The sequence below is a fragment of the Streptomyces sp. NBC_00414 genome (genome assembly GCF_036038375.1).
GTDB lineage: Bacteria > Actinomycetota > Actinomycetes > Streptomycetales > Streptomycetaceae > Streptomyces.
In genome coordinates, this window is sequence record NZ_CP107935.1 from 7,774,144 (window position 1) to 7,790,715 (window position 16,572).

General features: G+C 68.9%; 14 protein-coding genes. 7 read left to right on the forward strand and 7 right to left on the reverse strand.

The window, feature by feature from the left end; genetic code table 11:
• Nucleotides 1-77: 77 nt before the first annotated feature.
• Nucleotides 78-1,187 (forward strand): right-handed parallel beta-helix repeat-containing protein, encoded by a 1,110-nt coding sequence (locus OHS59_RS33765; protein WP_328497135.1) that lies wholly within the window; start codon nucleotides 78-80, stop codon nucleotides 1,185-1,187.
• A 5-nt stretch (nucleotides 1,188-1,192) separates the two neighbouring features.
• Here OHS59_RS33765 and OHS59_RS33770 read toward each other — a convergent pair whose 3' ends face one another.
• Nucleotides 1,193-3,463 (reverse strand): family 43 glycosylhydrolase, encoded by a 2,271-nt coding sequence (locus OHS59_RS33770; protein ID WP_328497136.1) that lies wholly within the window; start codon nucleotides 3,461-3,463, stop codon nucleotides 1,193-1,195.
• A gap of 234 nt (nucleotides 3,464-3,697) precedes the next feature.
• On the opposite strand from OHS59_RS33770, the gene OHS59_RS33775 reads away from it, so the two are divergent.
• A complete protein-coding gene (locus OHS59_RS33775; protein ID WP_328497137.1) occupies nucleotides 3,698-4,759 on the forward strand; it encodes a right-handed parallel beta-helix repeat-containing protein in 1,062 nt (353 codons plus the stop codon).
• Between the two features lie 107 nt (nucleotides 4,760-4,866).
• Here the strand turns inward: OHS59_RS33775 and OHS59_RS33780 are convergent, their stop codons facing one another.
• From OHS59_RS33780 to OHS59_RS33790, 3 genes are all read right to left on the reverse strand, one after another.
• Nucleotides 4,867-5,694 (reverse strand): pectate lyase, encoded by an 828-nt coding sequence (locus OHS59_RS33780; RefSeq protein WP_328497138.1) that lies wholly within the window; start codon nucleotides 5,692-5,694, stop codon nucleotides 4,867-4,869.
• Between the two features lie 128 nt (nucleotides 5,695-5,822).
• Nucleotides 5,823-6,566: a hypothetical protein gene (locus OHS59_RS33785; RefSeq protein ID WP_328497139.1), complete on the reverse strand. Its 744-nt coding sequence runs from the start codon at nucleotides 6,564-6,566 to the stop codon at nucleotides 5,823-5,825.
• The gene (locus OHS59_RS33790; protein ID WP_328497140.1) at nucleotides 6,563-7,141 is read right to left on the reverse strand and encodes a SigE family RNA polymerase sigma factor; all 579 of its coding nucleotides are present in this window, start codon (nucleotides 7,139-7,141) and stop codon (nucleotides 6,563-6,565) included. Before OHS59_RS33790 ends, OHS59_RS33785 begins: the two co-directional genes overlap by 4 nt.
• Before the next feature lie 149 nt (nucleotides 7,142-7,290).
• Between OHS59_RS33790 and OHS59_RS33795 the strand changes: the two genes are divergently transcribed.
• Nucleotides 7,291-8,739 carry an NCS2 family permease gene (locus tag OHS59_RS33795; protein ID WP_328497141.1) on the forward strand — a complete coding sequence of 483 codons (1,449 nt, stop codon included), beginning with the start codon at nucleotides 7,291-7,293 and terminating at the stop codon, nucleotides 8,737-8,739.
• 242 nt (nucleotides 8,740-8,981) lie between these two features.
• On the opposite strand, the gene OHS59_RS33800 is transcribed toward OHS59_RS33795, so the two are convergent.
• The 3 genes from OHS59_RS33800 to OHS59_RS33810 all read right to left on the reverse strand — a co-directional run bounded on the left by OHS59_RS33800 (nucleotide 8,982) and on the right by OHS59_RS33810 (nucleotide 11,924).
• Nucleotides 8,982-10,433: a peptidoglycan D,D-transpeptidase FtsI family protein gene (locus tag OHS59_RS33800; protein WP_328497142.1), complete on the reverse strand. Its 1,452-nt coding sequence runs from the start codon at nucleotides 10,431-10,433 to the stop codon at nucleotides 8,982-8,984.
• A gap of 227 nt (nucleotides 10,434-10,660) precedes the next feature.
• A complete protein-coding gene (locus OHS59_RS33805; protein ID WP_328499461.1) occupies nucleotides 10,661-11,131 on the reverse strand; it encodes a GNAT family N-acetyltransferase in 471 nt (156 codons plus the stop codon).
• 19 nt (nucleotides 11,132-11,150) lie between these two features.
• Nucleotides 11,151-11,924: an IclR family transcriptional regulator gene (locus OHS59_RS33810; RefSeq protein WP_328497143.1), complete on the reverse strand. Its 774-nt coding sequence runs from the start codon at nucleotides 11,922-11,924 to the stop codon at nucleotides 11,151-11,153.
• Between the two features lie 131 nt (nucleotides 11,925-12,055).
• Between OHS59_RS33810 and OHS59_RS33815 the strand changes: the two genes are divergently transcribed.
• The 4 genes from OHS59_RS33815 to ectB all read left to right on the forward strand — a co-directional run bounded on the left by OHS59_RS33815 (nucleotide 12,056) and on the right by ectB (nucleotide 16,568).
• Nucleotides 12,056-13,585, forward strand: a complete 1,530-nt coding sequence (locus tag OHS59_RS33815) for an aldehyde dehydrogenase (NADP(+)) (RefSeq protein WP_328497144.1) — start codon at nucleotides 12,056-12,058, stop codon at nucleotides 13,583-13,585.
• Nucleotides 13,586-13,802: 217 nt separating this feature from the next.
• Complete coding sequence (locus OHS59_RS33820; protein ID WP_328497145.1) at nucleotides 13,803-14,411, forward strand: DUF1349 domain-containing protein; 609 nt, start codon at nucleotides 13,803-13,805, stop codon at nucleotides 14,409-14,411.
• 319 nt (nucleotides 14,412-14,730) lie between these two features.
• Entirely contained in the window at nucleotides 14,731-15,270 is a 540-nt protein-coding gene (gene ectA / locus OHS59_RS33825; protein ID WP_328497146.1) for a diaminobutyrate acetyltransferase, read from the forward strand.
• Between the two features lie 26 nt (nucleotides 15,271-15,296).
• On the forward strand, nucleotides 15,297-16,568 hold the full coding sequence (ectB, locus tag OHS59_RS33830) for a diaminobutyrate--2-oxoglutarate transaminase (protein WP_328497147.1): 1,272 nt from the start codon (nucleotides 15,297-15,299) through the stop codon (nucleotides 16,566-16,568).
• Nucleotides 16,569-16,572 lie beyond the last annotated feature (4 nt).

The following is a 16,572-nucleotide window of genomic DNA, read 5'->3' on the forward strand; positions in this document are numbered from 1 at the left end:
GGCGCCCTCCTCGCACCGATCCCCAGACCGATCCCCACATCAATCCCCGCACCGCCGGACGAAAGGTCCCCACACCCATGTCCCGTCGCACCGCTCTCTCCTTGACCGCCGCCCTCGCCCTCGGTGCCGGACTCGCCGTGATCCCCACCCAGGCGCAGGCCGCCACCGTGGTCGTCAGCACCACCACCGACCTGACCAACGCCATCAAGAACGCCACCGCCGGCACGGTCATCCAGGTGCGCGCCGGCACCTACTACCCGACGGCGACCCTCCAGTCGACCGCCAACGGCAGCTCCTCCAGCCGTATATACCTGCAGCCCTACGGCTCCGAGACCGTGAAGATCGACGGCTCGAACCTCCCCGACGGGGACTGGATCTTCAAGCTCACCGCCGACTACTGGACCGTCTCGGGCATCACCTTCCAGAACTCGCCGGACAGTGCCGTCGTCTGCCAGTCGTGTGCCTCGACGGTCTGGGAGAACATCAAGACGATCAACGGCGGCGACTCCGGCTTCACGCTCACCGGGGACAGCACCACCGACAACACGGTCCGGAACATCGACTCCTACGGTCACTACGACGCCGCCACCCACGGGGAGAACGCGGACGGCGTCGCCGTCAAGTTCGGCTCCGGCAGCGGCAATCTGATCACCGGGGCCCGGCTCCACAACAACTCGGACGACGGCCTCGACTTCTGGTCGTTCTCGTCCCCGGTCACCGTCGAGCACACCTGGGCCATGGGCAACGGCAAGAACCGCTGGTCGGACTCGGCGTTCGCGGGCGACGGCAACGGCTACAAACTCGGCGGCGACGGCGAGGTGGTGGCCCACGTCGTCAACAACTCGGCGGCCTGGGACAACGCGGGCAGCGGCTTCACCGAGAACAGCAACAAGGGCGCCATCGTCATCAACCGCACCACCGCCTACGCCAACGTCAAGTACGGCTACTACTTCGCCACCGGAGCGGCCAGGCTCGGCAAGAACCTGGCCGTGAGCAACGGGACCCCGGTCAGCAAGGGCAGCTCGGTCGTCTCGGCCGGCAACAACTGGGACTCCGGCGTCTCGACGCCCTCGTTCCGTTCCACGGACGCCTCGACGACGTACAACTCCCGTCAGTCGAACGGTGCGCTGCCCGTGACCACCTTCCTGACCACGGGCAGCACCACGATCGGCGCGACGATGGACTGAGGGCGTCAGCCCCTACGTACGGGCCGGACCGACTCCAGGGTCGGTACCACCGGGTCGATCGTGCCGTCGGCCGCGAAGGTCATGCGGTCGACGGTCGTCTCCCGGTGCGTGCCGTCCCCGCCGGCCCGGCCGGGCCCGTTCAGGCCGAACCGGTGGTAGACGATGTACCAGTCGTCCGTGCCGGGGACGTTCACCACCGAGTGGTGACCGGTGCCCTTGATGCCGTACTCCGGGCGCTTGGACAGGATCGTGCCCCGCTCGGTCCATGGGCCGAGCGGCGACGGCCCGGTCGCGTAGTCCACGTGGTAGTTCTCGCTGCGGGTGTCGTCCTCGGACCACATGAAGTAGTACGTGCCCTCGCGCTCGACCACGAAGGAACCCTCCCGGAAGTCGCCCGGGGTGATGTCCCGCACCTTCGACGCGTCGAAGGACACCATGTCGTCGTTCAGTGGGACGACGTAGGCGTGCCCGTTGCCCCAGTACAGGTACGCCCGGCCGTCGGTGTCCGTGAAGACCGCCGGGTCGATCATCTGGCCCTGGAACGAACCGCCCTTCGCCACCAAGGGCTTGCCGAGGGCGTCCTCGAAGGGACCGGCGGGGGAGTCGGCCACCGCGACGCCCATCTGCTGCTCGGCGCAGAAGTAGAAGTAGTACTTGCCGTCGCGCTCGGCGATGGCCGGGGCCCATGCGTTCTTGTCCGCCCAGGACACGTCGGGGCCGAGGTCGAGGATCTCCCCGTGGTCCTTCCAGTGGACCAGGTCCTTCGACGAGAACGCCTTGAAGTTCGTGCCGCTCCAGCCCGGGAAGCCGTCCGTCGTCGGATAGATCCAGTAACGGCCGTCCAGGTACTGGATGTCGGGGTCGGCGTACAGCCCCGGCAGGACCGGGCTGCGGGTGGGCACGGCCTCGACGGTCCACGTGCGGGTCGTGCCGTCCGCCGCCGTCACCGTGTACTTCCGCGGCTTGCGGAAGTCGCGCCGCGTCCCGGAAGCCGGGCTCACCCTCGCACCTTCACCGAGCCACAGTTTCGGCGCGAGCCTCGACAGGTCCTCACCGGGCTCCATCGGCAGTACGACCTTCGAGGCGGCCCCGGTGACGACCGCGTACCCTTTCTGGCCCTTCACCGTGGCGTCCACGATCGAGGTGCCGCTCTCCGGATACGCGGCGAGCAGCCGGTCGTACTCCGCGCGCGTCACCGGCATGACCGTGCCGTGCCGGGGACTCGCGGGCAGCTGGTAGTTCTCCGACATCGTCCACCGGCCCGAGTCGAGGTCGGTCGTCTCGAAGGGCACATAGCCGCGCCCGCCGTACTCGTCGATGAACAGGTACCACTTGTTCTCGGTGTTGGACTTGAAGACCGTCGGACCCTCACCGCGGTCGATCGAGCCGCTGCCGACACAGTCCGCCACGAAGTCGTACGAGGTGTCCGTGAGCGAGGTCGACTTCTCCGCGGTGATGAACTTCGAGCAGGGACTGGCGGAACCCGGGTCGCGCTCGTCCTTGGTGAAGCGGTGGTAAGTGCCCTTGTGCTTCACGACGGTCGAGTCGATGACCGAGTAACCGGGGTCGTTCCAGACCTTCGGCGCACTGAAGGTACGGAAGTCCTTCGTGGTCGCGTACAGCATCTTGTTGTACGTCGAGCCGGTGTGGTCCGGGTCGTCGTCGGCGTACAGCTTGGACGCCCAGAAGACGACGAACTCGCCGAGGGTGTCGTCCCAGTAGGCCTCCGGCGCCCAGGTGTTGCCCGCGTTGTCCGGGGCGACCTTCACCAGCCGCTGGTCGGTCCAGTGGACCAGGTCGGTGGACTCCCAGACCATGACCGACTTGCTGCCGTGCCGCTGGACGTGATCCCAACTGCCGCTGGAATTGCGGTACATCCGCAGATCGGTCGCGATCATGTAGAACCTGTCGCCCTCGGGGGAGCGGATCACGAACGGGTCGCGCAGGCCCTTCTCGCCCTGGTCCGAGGTGAGGACCGGCTTCCCGGCGTTCAACTCCCGCCAGTGCAGCGGGTCGTTGCCGCGGCTGAGGGCGTAGCGGATCTGTTCGCCGTCCGCCGTGCCCTCGCCGGTGAAGTAGGCGAAGAGATAGCCGGCGTACTGATGCTCGCTCACGTCGCTCACGTCGCTCACGTCGCTCACGTCGGTCACAGAGGGCGCTCCTGGTGGGGCTTCGGGCTGGGCCGCTGGGCTCGGTGGGGCGGCGAGCAGGCTCAGGAGGAGGGCGAGAAGGGCGAGAAGCGGGATCAGGAGTGCTCGGGCTGGGCGAAGGCGCATGACACATCCTGTGGGGGTCTGGTGGATTCTGTTGGGATGGGTTGCCCTCGGAGTGTCACCAGTTGCGGACGGTGCGTCAATCGAAGGAAGCGCGGCCGGAGCGAGCGAAAGTTTCGATTCGTTTCGTACGGCCTCGGCAACCTTCCCGGGCCGGGCGGCGACCAGGGTGCGGAGGCGGGGCCGGGTAAGGAAAGCGGCCCCGGCCCCGCCCTCGCTCCAGGGAAGGAACGACCTGTGCGGTACAGCACCGGGCGCCACCGCGGAGCCCGTACCCTCTCCGTCGCCGCGGCGGTGGCCGTCGCATCCGGGGCCGGCGGTGTCTATCTCGGCCTCTCGCCCGGCGGCGCGAGGGCCTCCGGCGCGACGGTCACCGTGTCCACCACGGCGCAGTTGGAGTCCGCGGTCCGGAGCGCGGTGGCCGGCACCCTCATCGAGGTGCGCGCCGGCACGTACCACCCGACGCGTACGCTCAAGTCGGCCGCGAGCGGCACGAGTTCGGCCCGGATCACACTCCGGGCGCACGGCGGGGAGAAGGTGCGGATCGACGGTTCGAAGCTCCCCGCCGGTTCCTGGCTCGCCGGGATCGACGGCGACCACTGGACCGTCCAGGACATCACCTGGCAGCACTCCCCGGCACAGGGCTTCGTCGCCACCTCTTCCGTCGGCGGCGTCTTCCGGAACCTGGTCACCGCCGACAACGGCGACTCCGGCTTCACCCTGCGCGGCGACGGCACGACGGACAACCTCGTGCAGAACCTGGACAGCCACGGCAACTACGACGCCTCGGGCCACGGACGGAACGCCGACGGCATCGCCGTGAAGTTCGGCTCCGGAAGCGGCAACAGGATCACCGGCGCCCGTCTGTTCGGCAACTCCGACGACGGCCTCGACCTGTGGCAGTTCTCCGGCCCGGTCACCGTCGAGCGCTCCCGGGCGTACGGGAACGGCAGGAATCACTGGCACGACAGGGCCTTCGCGGGAAACGGCAACGGCTTCGAGCTCGGCGGCGGGGGCGCCTCGGCCGCCCATGTCGTCACCGGCAACGCGGCCTGGGACAACGCGCTGCACGGCTTCACGGAGAACGCCAACGCCGGTGCGCTGCGGCTGCGCCACAACACGGCGTACGCCAACGCTTCGTCCGGCTTCCACTTCGCCACGGGCAAGGCGCGGCTCGCGCGGAACCTGGCGGTGCGCAACGGGGGCGGCCCGGCCGAACTCGGCCCGTCCACTCTCTCCACGGCCAACAGCTGGGACGTTCGACGACGGAGTGGGACGCAGCAGGACGGGACGGAGTGAGTGGGTGTGCGGACGCCCCTCGCCGGTCGTCACCGGTGAGGGGCGTCGCCCTGACTGGCCGAGGGGGGCTCAGGCCAGCAGATCCGTGGCGTCCGTAGACGCGGTGGTCACTGGTACGTGATGTCAGATGCCGTGTAGTTGCAATAGGTTCCGTCCGGGCCCGAACCGTTTGTCGTCGGCTCTGCGCCGGTGTTGTTGCCGATGTACTTCTGGCACGGCACGATCTTCTTGCTGCTGTCGCCGACGACCGTGATGTTCCGCAGGGCCGCCGTGTCGCCGTAGTTGGTGTTGATGCCGACCAGCCGCGAACCCGGCGCGGTCACCTCGACGGTGTTGAAGATCGAGGTGCGCTTGTACTGCGTCGAGCAGTTGCCGCAGGAGCGGTACAGGGTCTTGAAGTCCTGGACCGCGAACTTCGAGACGACGAGCTTGCCGCCGCCGTTGTGCTGGAAGACCTTGTCCGCGGCCTTCTTCGCACCGCCGCCGTACACGGTGTAGACGGCGGAGTTGCCGCCCTTGAAGGTCGCGGCGTCCTCGCCGACGTCCTCCCACCAGACGTTCTGCAAGGTGCAACTGCCCTGGCAGTGCACGCCGTCGGCGCCCGGCGCGCCGATGATGACGTTCTTCAGCGTCGCTCCGTCGGCGAGCTGGAAGATCGGGTCCTGGCCCTCCTCCTGGCCGTCACCGGCCAGGTCACCGCTGCCGTAGTAGCGCTTGTAGCCCCCGTCCCGGGTGCCGGAGACGGCGATCGTCGACGAGACGGCCTCGCTGCCGGTGGCGGTCGGCCAGGTGGTGGCGGCACTCGCCGTCGACATCATCGTGCTGGTGAATATCGCCGCTCCCGTCAGGGCGAACGCGGACGCGCCACCGATGAGGGCGCGCTTGCGGTCGGTCCTGCGGCGGTGACGTGCACGGGGTTCCACGCGTGAGGTCATGTCCCGGTTCCTTCGGGTGGGGAGAGATCTTGCCCCTCCTGGTCGCCACCCGGGCGGCATGGGTTGCCGCGCGCCGGAACTTTTCTCGGCGCGCGGATCCAGGGATCCCGCGTATACGAGTCGCGGTCCTACGAGTCGCCGTCGTCGGACCCGCCGCGCGCGAAGTCGCCCGCCACACCCCGGTCCTCACCGTCGGCCATGGCGTCGGCCGTGTACCTGTCGTCCCCGGCGTCGCGGCCGCCCCGGTCATGGTCGTACTGGCCCGCGAACACCCACTCGCCCGGCCACACCGTACGGCCCGGCTTGAGTGTCCACGTGTAGACGAGGAAACCGCCCCGCTCGGCGACGGACACCGTGAAATCCTCCTCCGGCGCGGAACGCCAGGCACCCGCCGAGGTGACACCGCCGGTCTGCCTGACCTTCAACACCACGGTCAGCGCGGTGAGTTGCCTCTTCGTCTTCACCGTCACATTGCTCTGCGCCCAGAACTCGTTGCTGTGCGGGTCCACCGATCCGTCGGACCACAGCGGGCCGTCCTCGGTACCGGTACCCGCGGGCGGCACGGCCGGACCGGAGTCCTCCGGCGAGGGAGCCGGACTGGGGGTCACCGTCACGGTCCGGTCGTTCGCCTGCTCGCCCCGCACCGCCGACGCGACGGCGTAACCGCCCACCGCCAGCACGCCGGCGACCGCCGCGGTGGCGCCGACGACACGGAACCAGCCGAGCGCGGGCGGGCGCGGGGACGGATCCGCCACGCTGTCCCCGCCCGCCATGCCGCGCTCGACGCGGGCCAGGATGCGCGCGCGATCGGGCTCGTGCGCCTCGGCCGAGTCCCGCAGCCGGGCCCGCAGTTCGTCGTGCACGTCCTTCATCGCCCCCTCCCCCCGGTGATCTCCCCGGTGCCACCGGCACGCAGCGCCGCCGCGTGCATCCGCCGCGGAGCCTCCTGGGACCCCAGCAGCCGCTGCAGCTCCGCCATCCCCTTCGACGTCTGGCTCTTCACGGTACCCACCGAGACACCGAGGGCGAGCGCGGTGTCCTTCTCCGAGAGGTCGAAGGAATGGCGCAGGACCACACACGCCCGCTTGCGGAACGGCAGTCTGCGCAGCGCCTCCTGGACGTCCACCATGCCGGGCACGTCGGGGTTCTCGGTCCTGTCCTCGCGCTGCGACCAGAACAGGGTGATCCGCCGTCGTTCGCGCACCGCGCTGCGGATCCGGCTGCGCGCCATGTTGGCGACCACACCGCGTGCGTACGCCACCGGGTGGTCGGCCGCGCGCACCCGGTCCCAGCGGTGCCACAGTGCGAGCAGCGCGTCCGCCGCGAGATCGTCGGCGGCGTCCGACTCGCCCGTCAACAGGTGGGCCAGGCGGGCCAGTTCGGCGTAGTGCCGCTCGAAGAAGTCGTGGAACTCCACCGAGGCGGCGTCGTCGACGACAGTGCCCACGGGTGACCTCTCCCTGTCGGTTCCTGCGGTACACCTTGGCGGGCCGAACCCTATTCCGTAACACGATGAAAACCTGAAACCGGTTCAACGCGGGAACAATCCAGCCAGCATCCGCACACCAGGCACGCAGGTAACGAGGAGCATCAGCCATGTCCGAAACGCAGAAGGTGGAGGACCGGCCCGCCGCCGGACCACCCCCGGCCAACAGCGTCGACCGGTTCTTCAAGATCTCCGACCGGGGCTCCACCTTCGGCCGGGAAGTACGAGGCGGCTTCGCCACGTTCTTCACGATGGCCTACATCCTTGTCCTGAATCCCATCATCCTCAGCAGCGCCAAGGACAAGTTCGGCGACCAGCTCGACAGCGTCCAACTCGTCACCGCCACCGCCCTGGTGGCCGCGGTGATGACGATCATCATGGGTGTCGGCGGCAACCTCCCGCTCGCGCTCGCCGCGGGCCTCGGCCTCAATGCCGTGGTCGCCTTCCAGATCGCCCCGCTGATGAGCTGGGACGACGCGATGGGGCTCATCGTCCTCGAAGGCCTGCTGATCTGCGTGCTGGTCGTGACCGGGCTGCGCGAGGCCGTCATGTACGCGATCCCGCAGCCGCTCAAGCAGGCGATCAGCGTCGGCATCGGTCTGTTCATCGCGTTCATCGGCTTCGTCGACGCCGGCTTCGTCAGCCGCATACCGGACGCCGCCAACACCACCGTGCCGGTGCAGCTGGGCGCCACGGGCGCGCTGACCGGCTGGCCGATCCTGGTCTTCTGCCTCGGCGTGCTGCTGACCATCGGGCTGCTCGCCCGCAAGGTCAAGGGCGCGATCCTGATCAGCATCGTGACCATGACGGCCGTCGCGATCGTCGTCGACGAGATCGCGGACGTCAAGAGCTGGGGCCTGACCACGCCCCACGTGCCCGACGACGTGGTCGCCTCGCCCGACTTCGGACTGCTCGGCGACTTCAGCCTGTTCGGCGCGTTCGGCGAGGTCAGCGTGATCACCGTCGTGCTGCTGGTCTTCACGCTGATCCTCTCGGACTTCTTCGACACCATGGGCACCGTCGTCGGCATCAGCGCGGAGGCCGGGCTGCTGGACGAGGAGGGCAAGGTGCCCAACCTGGGCCGCGTCCTGCTCATCGACGGCGCCGCGGCGGTCGCGGGCGGCGCCTCGTCCGCCTCCTCCGCCACCTCGTACATCGAGTCGGCGGCCGGTGTCGGCGAGGGGGCCCGGACCGGGTTCGCGAACCTCGTCACGGGCGGGCTGTTCGCCTTCGCGCTCTTCCTGACCCCGCTGCTGACCATCGTCCCGATGCAGGCGGCGGCGCCGGCGCTCGTGGCGGTCGGGTTCCTGATGATGACCCAGGTCAAGCACATCGACTGGGACCGGTACGAGATCGCCATCCCGGCGTTCCTGACGATCGCGGTGATGCCGTTCACGTACTCGATCACCAACGGGATCGGGGCGGGGTTCGTCGCGTACGTCCTCATCAAGACGGTGCTGGGGAAGGCGAAGGAGGTTCACTGGCTGTTGTGGGGGACGGCGGCGCTGTTCCTGATCTACTTCGCGATCGACCCGATCGAACAGATCCTGAACGCGTAGCCCTGCCCGGGGTGGGGGCGGGGGATCAGTCGTCTGCGGCTCCGCTGTGGTCGGCCGCGCAGTTCCCCGCGCCCCCAAAGGTTGCGCAGTTCCCCGCGCCCCTGAAAGCCAAGAGGTTGCGCCGTTCCCCGCGCCCCTGAAAGCCAAAAGAATGCGCCGTTCCCCGCGCCCCTGAAAAGGGGCGCGAGCAACCCCCAGCGGCCCGCAGCCGACAACACACCGCCCCCCGCCCAGGGGAACCCTCAGTTCCCGATGGCCGCCCGCATCATGGCCTCGGCAACAGGCGCGGCCAAACCATTCCCGCTGACCTCGGACCGCGCCGCGTCCGACTGCTCCACCAGCACAGCGACAGCGACCTCCTTGCCGGAGGAGTCGGACTTCGCATAGGACGTGAACCAGGCGTACGGAGTCTTGCTGTTGTTCTCCCCGTGCTGAGCCGTACCGGTCTTGCCCCCGACCGTCGCCCCGTCGATCCGCGCGTTCGTCCCCGTACCCTCCTCGACGACCGTCTGCATCGCCGACTGCAGCTGCTCGGCCGTGGACGAACCGACGATCTCCTTGCTCTCCGTGTCGTCGTCGTAGTTCTCCAGCACATCCCCGTTCGCGTCGCTGATCTGCGACACCAGGTGCGGCGAGACCAGCTTCCCGCCGTTGGCGATGGCGGCCGACACCATGGCCATCTGCAACGGCGTCGCGGTCACGTCGAACTGCCCGATGCCCGTCAGCGCCGTGGACGACCTGTCCATGTCCGACGGGTACACGCTCGTGTACGCCCGCACCGGCACGTCCTGCGAGGCGTCGTTGAAGCCGAACTTCTCGGCCATCGCCTTCAGCTTGTCCTGACCCAGGTCGACGGCCATCTTCGCGAAGACGTTGTTGCACGAGTACTGGAGCGCGACCCGGATCGACGCGTTCTCACAGGGCGCCGACTTGCTCTCGTTCGCCAGGACCCGCGTCGTACCCGGCAGCGTGTACGGGTTCTCGCTGTCCGTCTTCTCGTCCACCGAGGAGTAGAGGTCGTCCTCCAGCGCGGCGGCCGCGACGACCAGCTTGAACGTCGAGCCCGGCGGCAGCGGCTGGCGCAGCGCCCGGTTCGTCATCGGCTTGTCGGGGTCCTTGGTCAGCCTGGTCCAGGCCTCGGAGTCGCCCCCGCTGATGGTGGAGGGGTCGTACGACGGCGTGGACACGACACCGAGGATCTTCCCGGTCTTCGGGTCGATGGCCACGGCCGCGCCCTTTTTGTCACCGAGCGCCTTGTAGGCCGCCTTCTGCACGGCAGGGTCGACGGTGGTGATCACATCGCCCGGGTCGGAACGCTTGCCGGTGACCGTGTCGAGGGGGTTCTTCAGCCGGTTGTCCGTGCCGTCGAGCAGGTCCTGGTAGATGCCTTCGAGCTGGGTGGCGCCGAACACCTGCGAGCTGAACCCGGTGACGGCCGCGTAGAGACTGCCGTCGGTGTACGTGCGCTTGTACTTGAGGTCGCCGCCCTTCGTCTGCGCGGAGCCGGTGACCGCGTCACCGCCCACGATGATGTTCCCGAGCGGGTACGCGTACTGCTCGATCGCGTTCCGACGGTTGTCCTTGTCCTCTGCGAGTGCCTGGCCCTCGTAGAACTGCACCCAGGTCGCTCTGACCAGCAGAGCGAACACGAGCAGCAGAGTGAAGACGGAGGCGCGCCTGATCGTTTTGTTCATCCCGCCCAGAAGGACGAGCAAGAACCCCCCGATCGTTCCCTTCGCCCCGTTTTTCTCATGCCCCGTTAATGAACCGGGGCACGACCTGCGGCCCCCAGGGGCGCGGGGAACGGCGCAGTCCTTTGTCTTCAGGGGCGCGGGGAACGGCGCAGTCCTTTGTCTTCAGGGGCGCGGGGAACGGCGCGACCAGCCACGACGCACCCGCACGTCACCGACACACCCGCACGTCACTCCCGAAGCGTCAGAACGACCTCATCGATCTCGGCGCCCCGCGCATTCGCGAACCCCCGCTCCCGCCCAGTGGCAACGAACCCGCACTTCTCCAGCACCCGCAAAGACCCCGAGTTGTCCGCGGCCGCACGCCCGTACAGCGGCCGCTCGGGCACGGCGACGAGCAGCGCCCGCAACGCGGCCGTGGCGATCCCCCGCCCCCAGTAGGCGCGATCGATCCAGTACGTCACCTCGCGCTCGCCGGGCGGCCCGTACACCGCCGCGCTGCCGACGACATCCCCGTCGACAAGGATCGTGCGGGTCACGGCGTCCGAGGCCCGGACCCGCTTCCAGTGGGCGTCGAAGGCGTCCCGGTCGGTCGGGTCCTTGTGCGTGAAGGCGGCCATCCGCGAGGACTCGGGATCGTTCGTCTGCCGGAAGAAGACCGGCAGATCGCTGTCGTGGACAGCCCGCAGCCGGACCTCGATGCCAGGTGTGTCGGACACGTCAGAGCCTCCGGGTGGCGAGCGTCAGCCGGTCCCGCGCGTCGAACAGCGCGTCCTTCACCATCTGCTCGTGCGCGGGCGTCAGCCGTGCCACCGGCACCGAGCAGCTGATCGCGTCCCGCGCGGGCGTCCGGTAGGGGATCGCGACGCCGAAGCAGCGCAGCCCCAGCGTGTTCTCCTCGCGGTCCACCGCGAACCCCTGCTCCCGCACCAGGTGCAGCTCCTCGATGAGCTTCTCCCGGTCGGTGATCGTGTGCTCGGTCAGCGCGGGCAGCGTCTCGGGCAGCAGCTTCCGTACCTGCTCGTCGGTGTGCGTCGCGAGGAGCGCCTTGCCGAGGGACGTGGAGTGCGCCGGCAGCCGGCGCCCCACGCGCGTGAAGGGGCGCAGATAGTGCTGGGACTGGCGGGTCGCGAGGTAGACGACGTTCGTGCCGTCGAGGCGGGCGAGGTGGATCGTCTCCGTCGTGTCGTCGGAGAGGCGGTCCAGCGTCGGCCGCGCGGCCGCGACGACCTCGTCACCGTCGATGTACGACGTACCGACGAGCAGCGCCCGTACGCCGATGCCGTAGCGCGTGCCCGTCGCGTCGGTCTCGACCCAGCCGAGCTCGACAAGGGTGCGCAGCAGCATGTAGAGACTGGACTTGGGATATCCGACGGCCTCCTGCACGGAGGCCAGGGAGTGCATGCCGGGGCGTCCGGCGAAGTACTCAAGCAATTCAACCGTCCGCACCGCGGACTTGACCTGCGCTCCGCCGCCCGTCTCGCCTGCCGACATCGGCCTTGACCCCCTAGTTCGCCGGGAAATAGTCTCGACAGCATATTCACCATCAGAGACAGCGTTCAGCATATCGAACGCCCCTGGTGAGTGGCACATGAACTGCGGCATTACATCTGGAGGGACCCGCGGTGGCAGCAGCACCAGTCTGGAGTGTCGACCCCCGAACCGGGAAGCAGCGCGAGCAGGTTGCGGTGGAGGCCACAGCCCAGGAGGTGGACGAGGCCGTCCGCGCCGCGCACGCCGCCCGGGGGGCTCTCGCCGACCGCACGGTCCGCGCGGCCTTCCTGCGTACCGCGGCCGACCAGCTCGAAGGCGCCAAGGAACACCTCGTGGAGGCGGCCGACGCGGAGACCGCGCTCGGCCCGGTCCGGCTCACCGGCGAACTCGCCCGTACCTGCTACCAGCTGCGGGCCTTCGCGGACATCGTCGAGGAGGGCGAGTTCCTCGGTGTCGTGATCAACCACCCCGACGACACCGCGACGCCGCCGATCCCGGACCTGCGCCGTTACAAGGTGGCGCTGGGCGTCGTGGCCGTCTACTCGGCCTCGAACTTCCCCTTCGCCTTCTCGGTCGCCGGCGGCGACACCGCAAGCGCGCTCGCCGCGGGCTGCCCGGTCGTCGTCAAGGCGCACCCCGACCACCCGGGTCTGTCCGAGCTGGTCGCCTCCGTCGTGCGCCGGGCCGCGGCCCAGCACGACATCCCGGACGGCGTCCTCGGTCTCGTGCACGGCTTCGAGGCGGGCGTCGAGCTGGTCAAGCACCCGCTGGTGTCGGCCGCCGGATTCACCGGTTCGGTACGCGGCGGACGTGCCCTCTTCGACGCGGCGGCCGCACGGCCCGCGCCGATCCCGTTCCACGGCGAGCTGGGTTCGCTGAACCCGGTCGTCATCACCGAGGCCGCCGCCACCGAGCGCGCCGAGGCGATCGGTACAGGGCTCGCGGGCTCCATGACGCTGGGCGTCGGCCAGTTCTGTGTGAAGCCGGGCCTGGTGCTGGCGCCGGCCGGCGCGGCGGGCGACCGCCTGCTGAAGTCCCTCACGGACGCCGTGAGCAACACCGAGGCGGGCGTCCTCCTCGACCACCGCATGCGCGACAACTTCGTCGCCGGTGTCGCCGAGCGTGCCGGGCTGGCCGACGTGGACGCCCCGGTGACGCCGGGTGCGGGTGGCGAGCACACGGTGAGCGCCGGCTTCCTGACGGTTCCCGCGCAGCGGCTGGCCGCCGAGGGCGAGTACGACCTGCTGCTTGAGGAGTGCTTCGGGCCGGTGACCGTGGTCGCGCGCTACGAGGACGAGGCCGAGGCGAACTCGGTGCTCGCGCGGCTGCCCGGAAACCTCACCGCGACGGTGCACCTCTCGGCGGAGGAGGCTGCCGGGGAGGGTCGTGGCGCGGAGATCCTCGCCGAGCTGACGCCGCTGGCCGGGCGGGTGGTCGTGAACGCGTGGCCCACGGGGGTTGCGGTGGCGCCTGCCCAGCAGCACGGGGGGCCTTACCCGGCCACCACCTCGACGTCCACGTCTGTGGGTGGGACGGCGATCGAGCGGTGGCTGCGGCCTGTCGCTTATCAGAACGCGCCTGAGGCGTTGCTTCCCGCGGAACTACGGGACGGGAACCCGCTGGGGGTTCCTCGTCGGTACGACGGGCGGCTTGAGCGGTAGCGCTCCGCTTGGTGCGCTGTTCGTCGCGCCGTCGGGCCCGTGGCCGATCGTGGGCCGCGGGCCCGCTGTGGTTGGCCGCGCAGTTCCCCGCGCCCCGCAAGACAGAAGACTGCGCCGTTCCCCGCGCCCCTAAAGACAAAGGACTGTGCCGTTCCCCGCGCCCCTCAGGGGGCCTGCGGCCCCACCCGGGGTGGTGGAGGCCTGGCAGACTCGGGGGATGGACATGGAACTTCCTGAACTTCCCTTTTCTCTTCGTTCTTACGGGCCCGATGGGCACTGGTCGTACGAGGAGGGGGTGCTCACCGGGTGGGCGGGAGCGCGGCAGGACCGGTTCGTGCCGCCCACCGACGAAGGCCTGGACCCGGCCTCCGACGCGCCCCGGCTGCTGGGGGCGCCCGAGGGCGACTTCCAGCTCATCGCCCGCGTCACGGTCGGCTTCGCCGGAGCCTTCGACGCGGGCGTTCTCTACGCGCACGTGGGCGAGCGGGCCTGGGCCAAGCTCTGCCTGGAGAACTCCCCGGACGTGCCCACCGTCTGCACCGTCGTCACCAGAGGGCACTCCGACGACGCGAACTCCTTCACGGTCGACGGCAGCTCCGTCTGGCTCCGGATCAGCCGCACCGGCCGCGCCTTCGCCTTCCACGCCTCCAAGGACGGCGAGCGCTGGACCTTCGTCCGCCTCTTCACCCTGGGCGAGGAGAAGGAGACCGGGGCCGCCCTCGTCGGCTTCATGACCCAGTCACCCATGGGCGAGGGCTGCGTGGTCACGTACGACCACATCGAGTTCCGTCCGGACTGGCCGGCGGACTTGAGGGACGGTCACTAATTTCTGGGACCCCTTTAAATGCGGGCCTAATTCTGCTTTTATTGATACAGGGTTATCCATAAGCTTCTGCCCGATTCTTCGAAGCCTAAACACTAAGATTTAGAGAACATCGATCTCACGATTCGGGCAGGTCTCGTGGCGGTTTCGTCCTTGTGACGCAATACACAACCTGCTCGTTTCGTCCGGTATTTTCCGGACAAAACGGCACTTTATGCTCCCTCCATGCGCGGCCCGTGCCCGCGTGATAACACATGCGCCCTGCTTGTGTAACCCTTCCCGGCGATGCGATTTCGATTTTTGCTGGGTAAATTCAATCGACATGACCGCCGCACAAGCAGACCTGCAAGCGGAATTCCTGGAAATGCCGGAAGGGCTGCGGATCGACCGTCCGCACGTGGACGACGGAGCCGCACTCTGGCGCATTGCCAAGGACTCCGGGACCCTCGACCTGAACTCCTCCTACAGCTACCTGCTGTGGTGCCGTGACTTCGCCGGCACCTCCGCGGTGGCGCGTACGGCCGACGGCTCGCCGGTCGCCTTCGTCACCGGCTACATCCGGCCCGAGCGCCCGCACACGCTGCTCGTGTGGCAGGTGGCCGTCGACGCGGCCCAGCGCGGACGCGGTCTCGCCGCCGCGCTCCTGGACGGGCTGACCCGTCAGGTCGCCGGCCGGCACGAGCTGACCTCCATGGAGACCACGATCTCCCCGGGCAACACCGCCTCCGAGCGGCTGTTCACCTCGTACGCAGCGCGCCACGGTGCGACCGTCGAGCGTGAGGTCCTGTTCGAGACAGGGCAGTTCCCCGACGGCCCGCACGATCCAGAAGTGCTGTACCGCATCGGCCCCCTGTCGTTCTGAACCCCCCACGCCTTAGGAGTACCGCCGTGACCATCACCCAGCCCGACCTGAGTGTCTTCGAAACCCTGGAGTCGGAGGTCCGCAGCTACTGCCGCAGCTGGCCCACCGTCTTCGACCGCGCCCAGGGCAGCCGCATGTACGACGAGGACGGCCATGCGTACCTCGACTTCTTCGCGGGTGCCGGGTCACTCAACTACGGACACAACAACCCGGTACTGAAACGGGCCCTGATCGACTACCTGGAACGCGACGGCGTCACGCACGGTCTCGACATGTCGACGACCGCGAAGCGCAGCTTCCTGGAGTCGTTCCAGAACCTGGTGCTGCGCCCGCGCGACCTGCCGTACAAGGTCATGTTCCCCGGCCCGACGGGCACCAACGCCGTCGAGTCGGCGCTGAAGCTGGCCCGGAAGGTCAAGGGCCGCGAGTCCATCGTCTCCTTCACCAACGCCTTCCACGGCATGTCGCTCGGCTCGCTCGCCGTGACCGGCAACGCCTTCAAGCGAGCCGGCGCCGGCATACCGCTCGTGCACGGCACGCCGATGCCGTTCGACAACTACTTCGACGGCCAGGTCCCGGACTTCCTCTGGTTCGAGCGGCTGCTCGGCGACCAGGGCTCCGGCCTCAACAAGCCCGCCGCCGTGATCGTCGAGTCGGTGCAGGGCGAGGGCGGCATCAACGTCGCCCGCGTCGAGTGGCTGCGCGCCCTCGCCGAGCTCTGCGAGCGCCAGGACATGTTGCTGATCGTCGACGACATCCAGATGGGCTGCGGCCGCACCGGCGCCTTCTTCTCCTTCGAGGAGGCGGGGATCGTGCCCGACATCGTCACCGTCTCCAAGTCCATCAGCGGCTACGGCCTGCCCATGTCGCTGTGCCTGTTCAAGCCCGAGCTGGACATCTGGGAGCCGGGCGAGCACAACGGCACGTTCCGCGGCAACAACCCCGCCTTCGTGACGGCCGCCGCCGCCCTTCAGACGTACTGGTCCGACGGGCCCGCCATGGAGAAGCAGACCCGCACCCGCGGGGAGCAGGTCGAGCAGGCGCTGATCTCCATCACCGAGGAGAACCTCGCCGATGTGAAGGAGTACCGCGGCCGCGGCCTCGTCTGGGGTATGGAGTTCCACGACAAGGCGCGCGCGGGCCGTGTGGCGCACCGGGCCTTCGAGCTCGGCCTGCTGATCGAGACGTCGGGCCCGGAGAGCGAGGTCGTGAAACTCCTCCCGGCGCTCACCATCACGCCCGACGAACTGGACGAGGGCCTTCGTACCCTCGCCCGGGCCGTACGAGAGACGGCCTGAACCG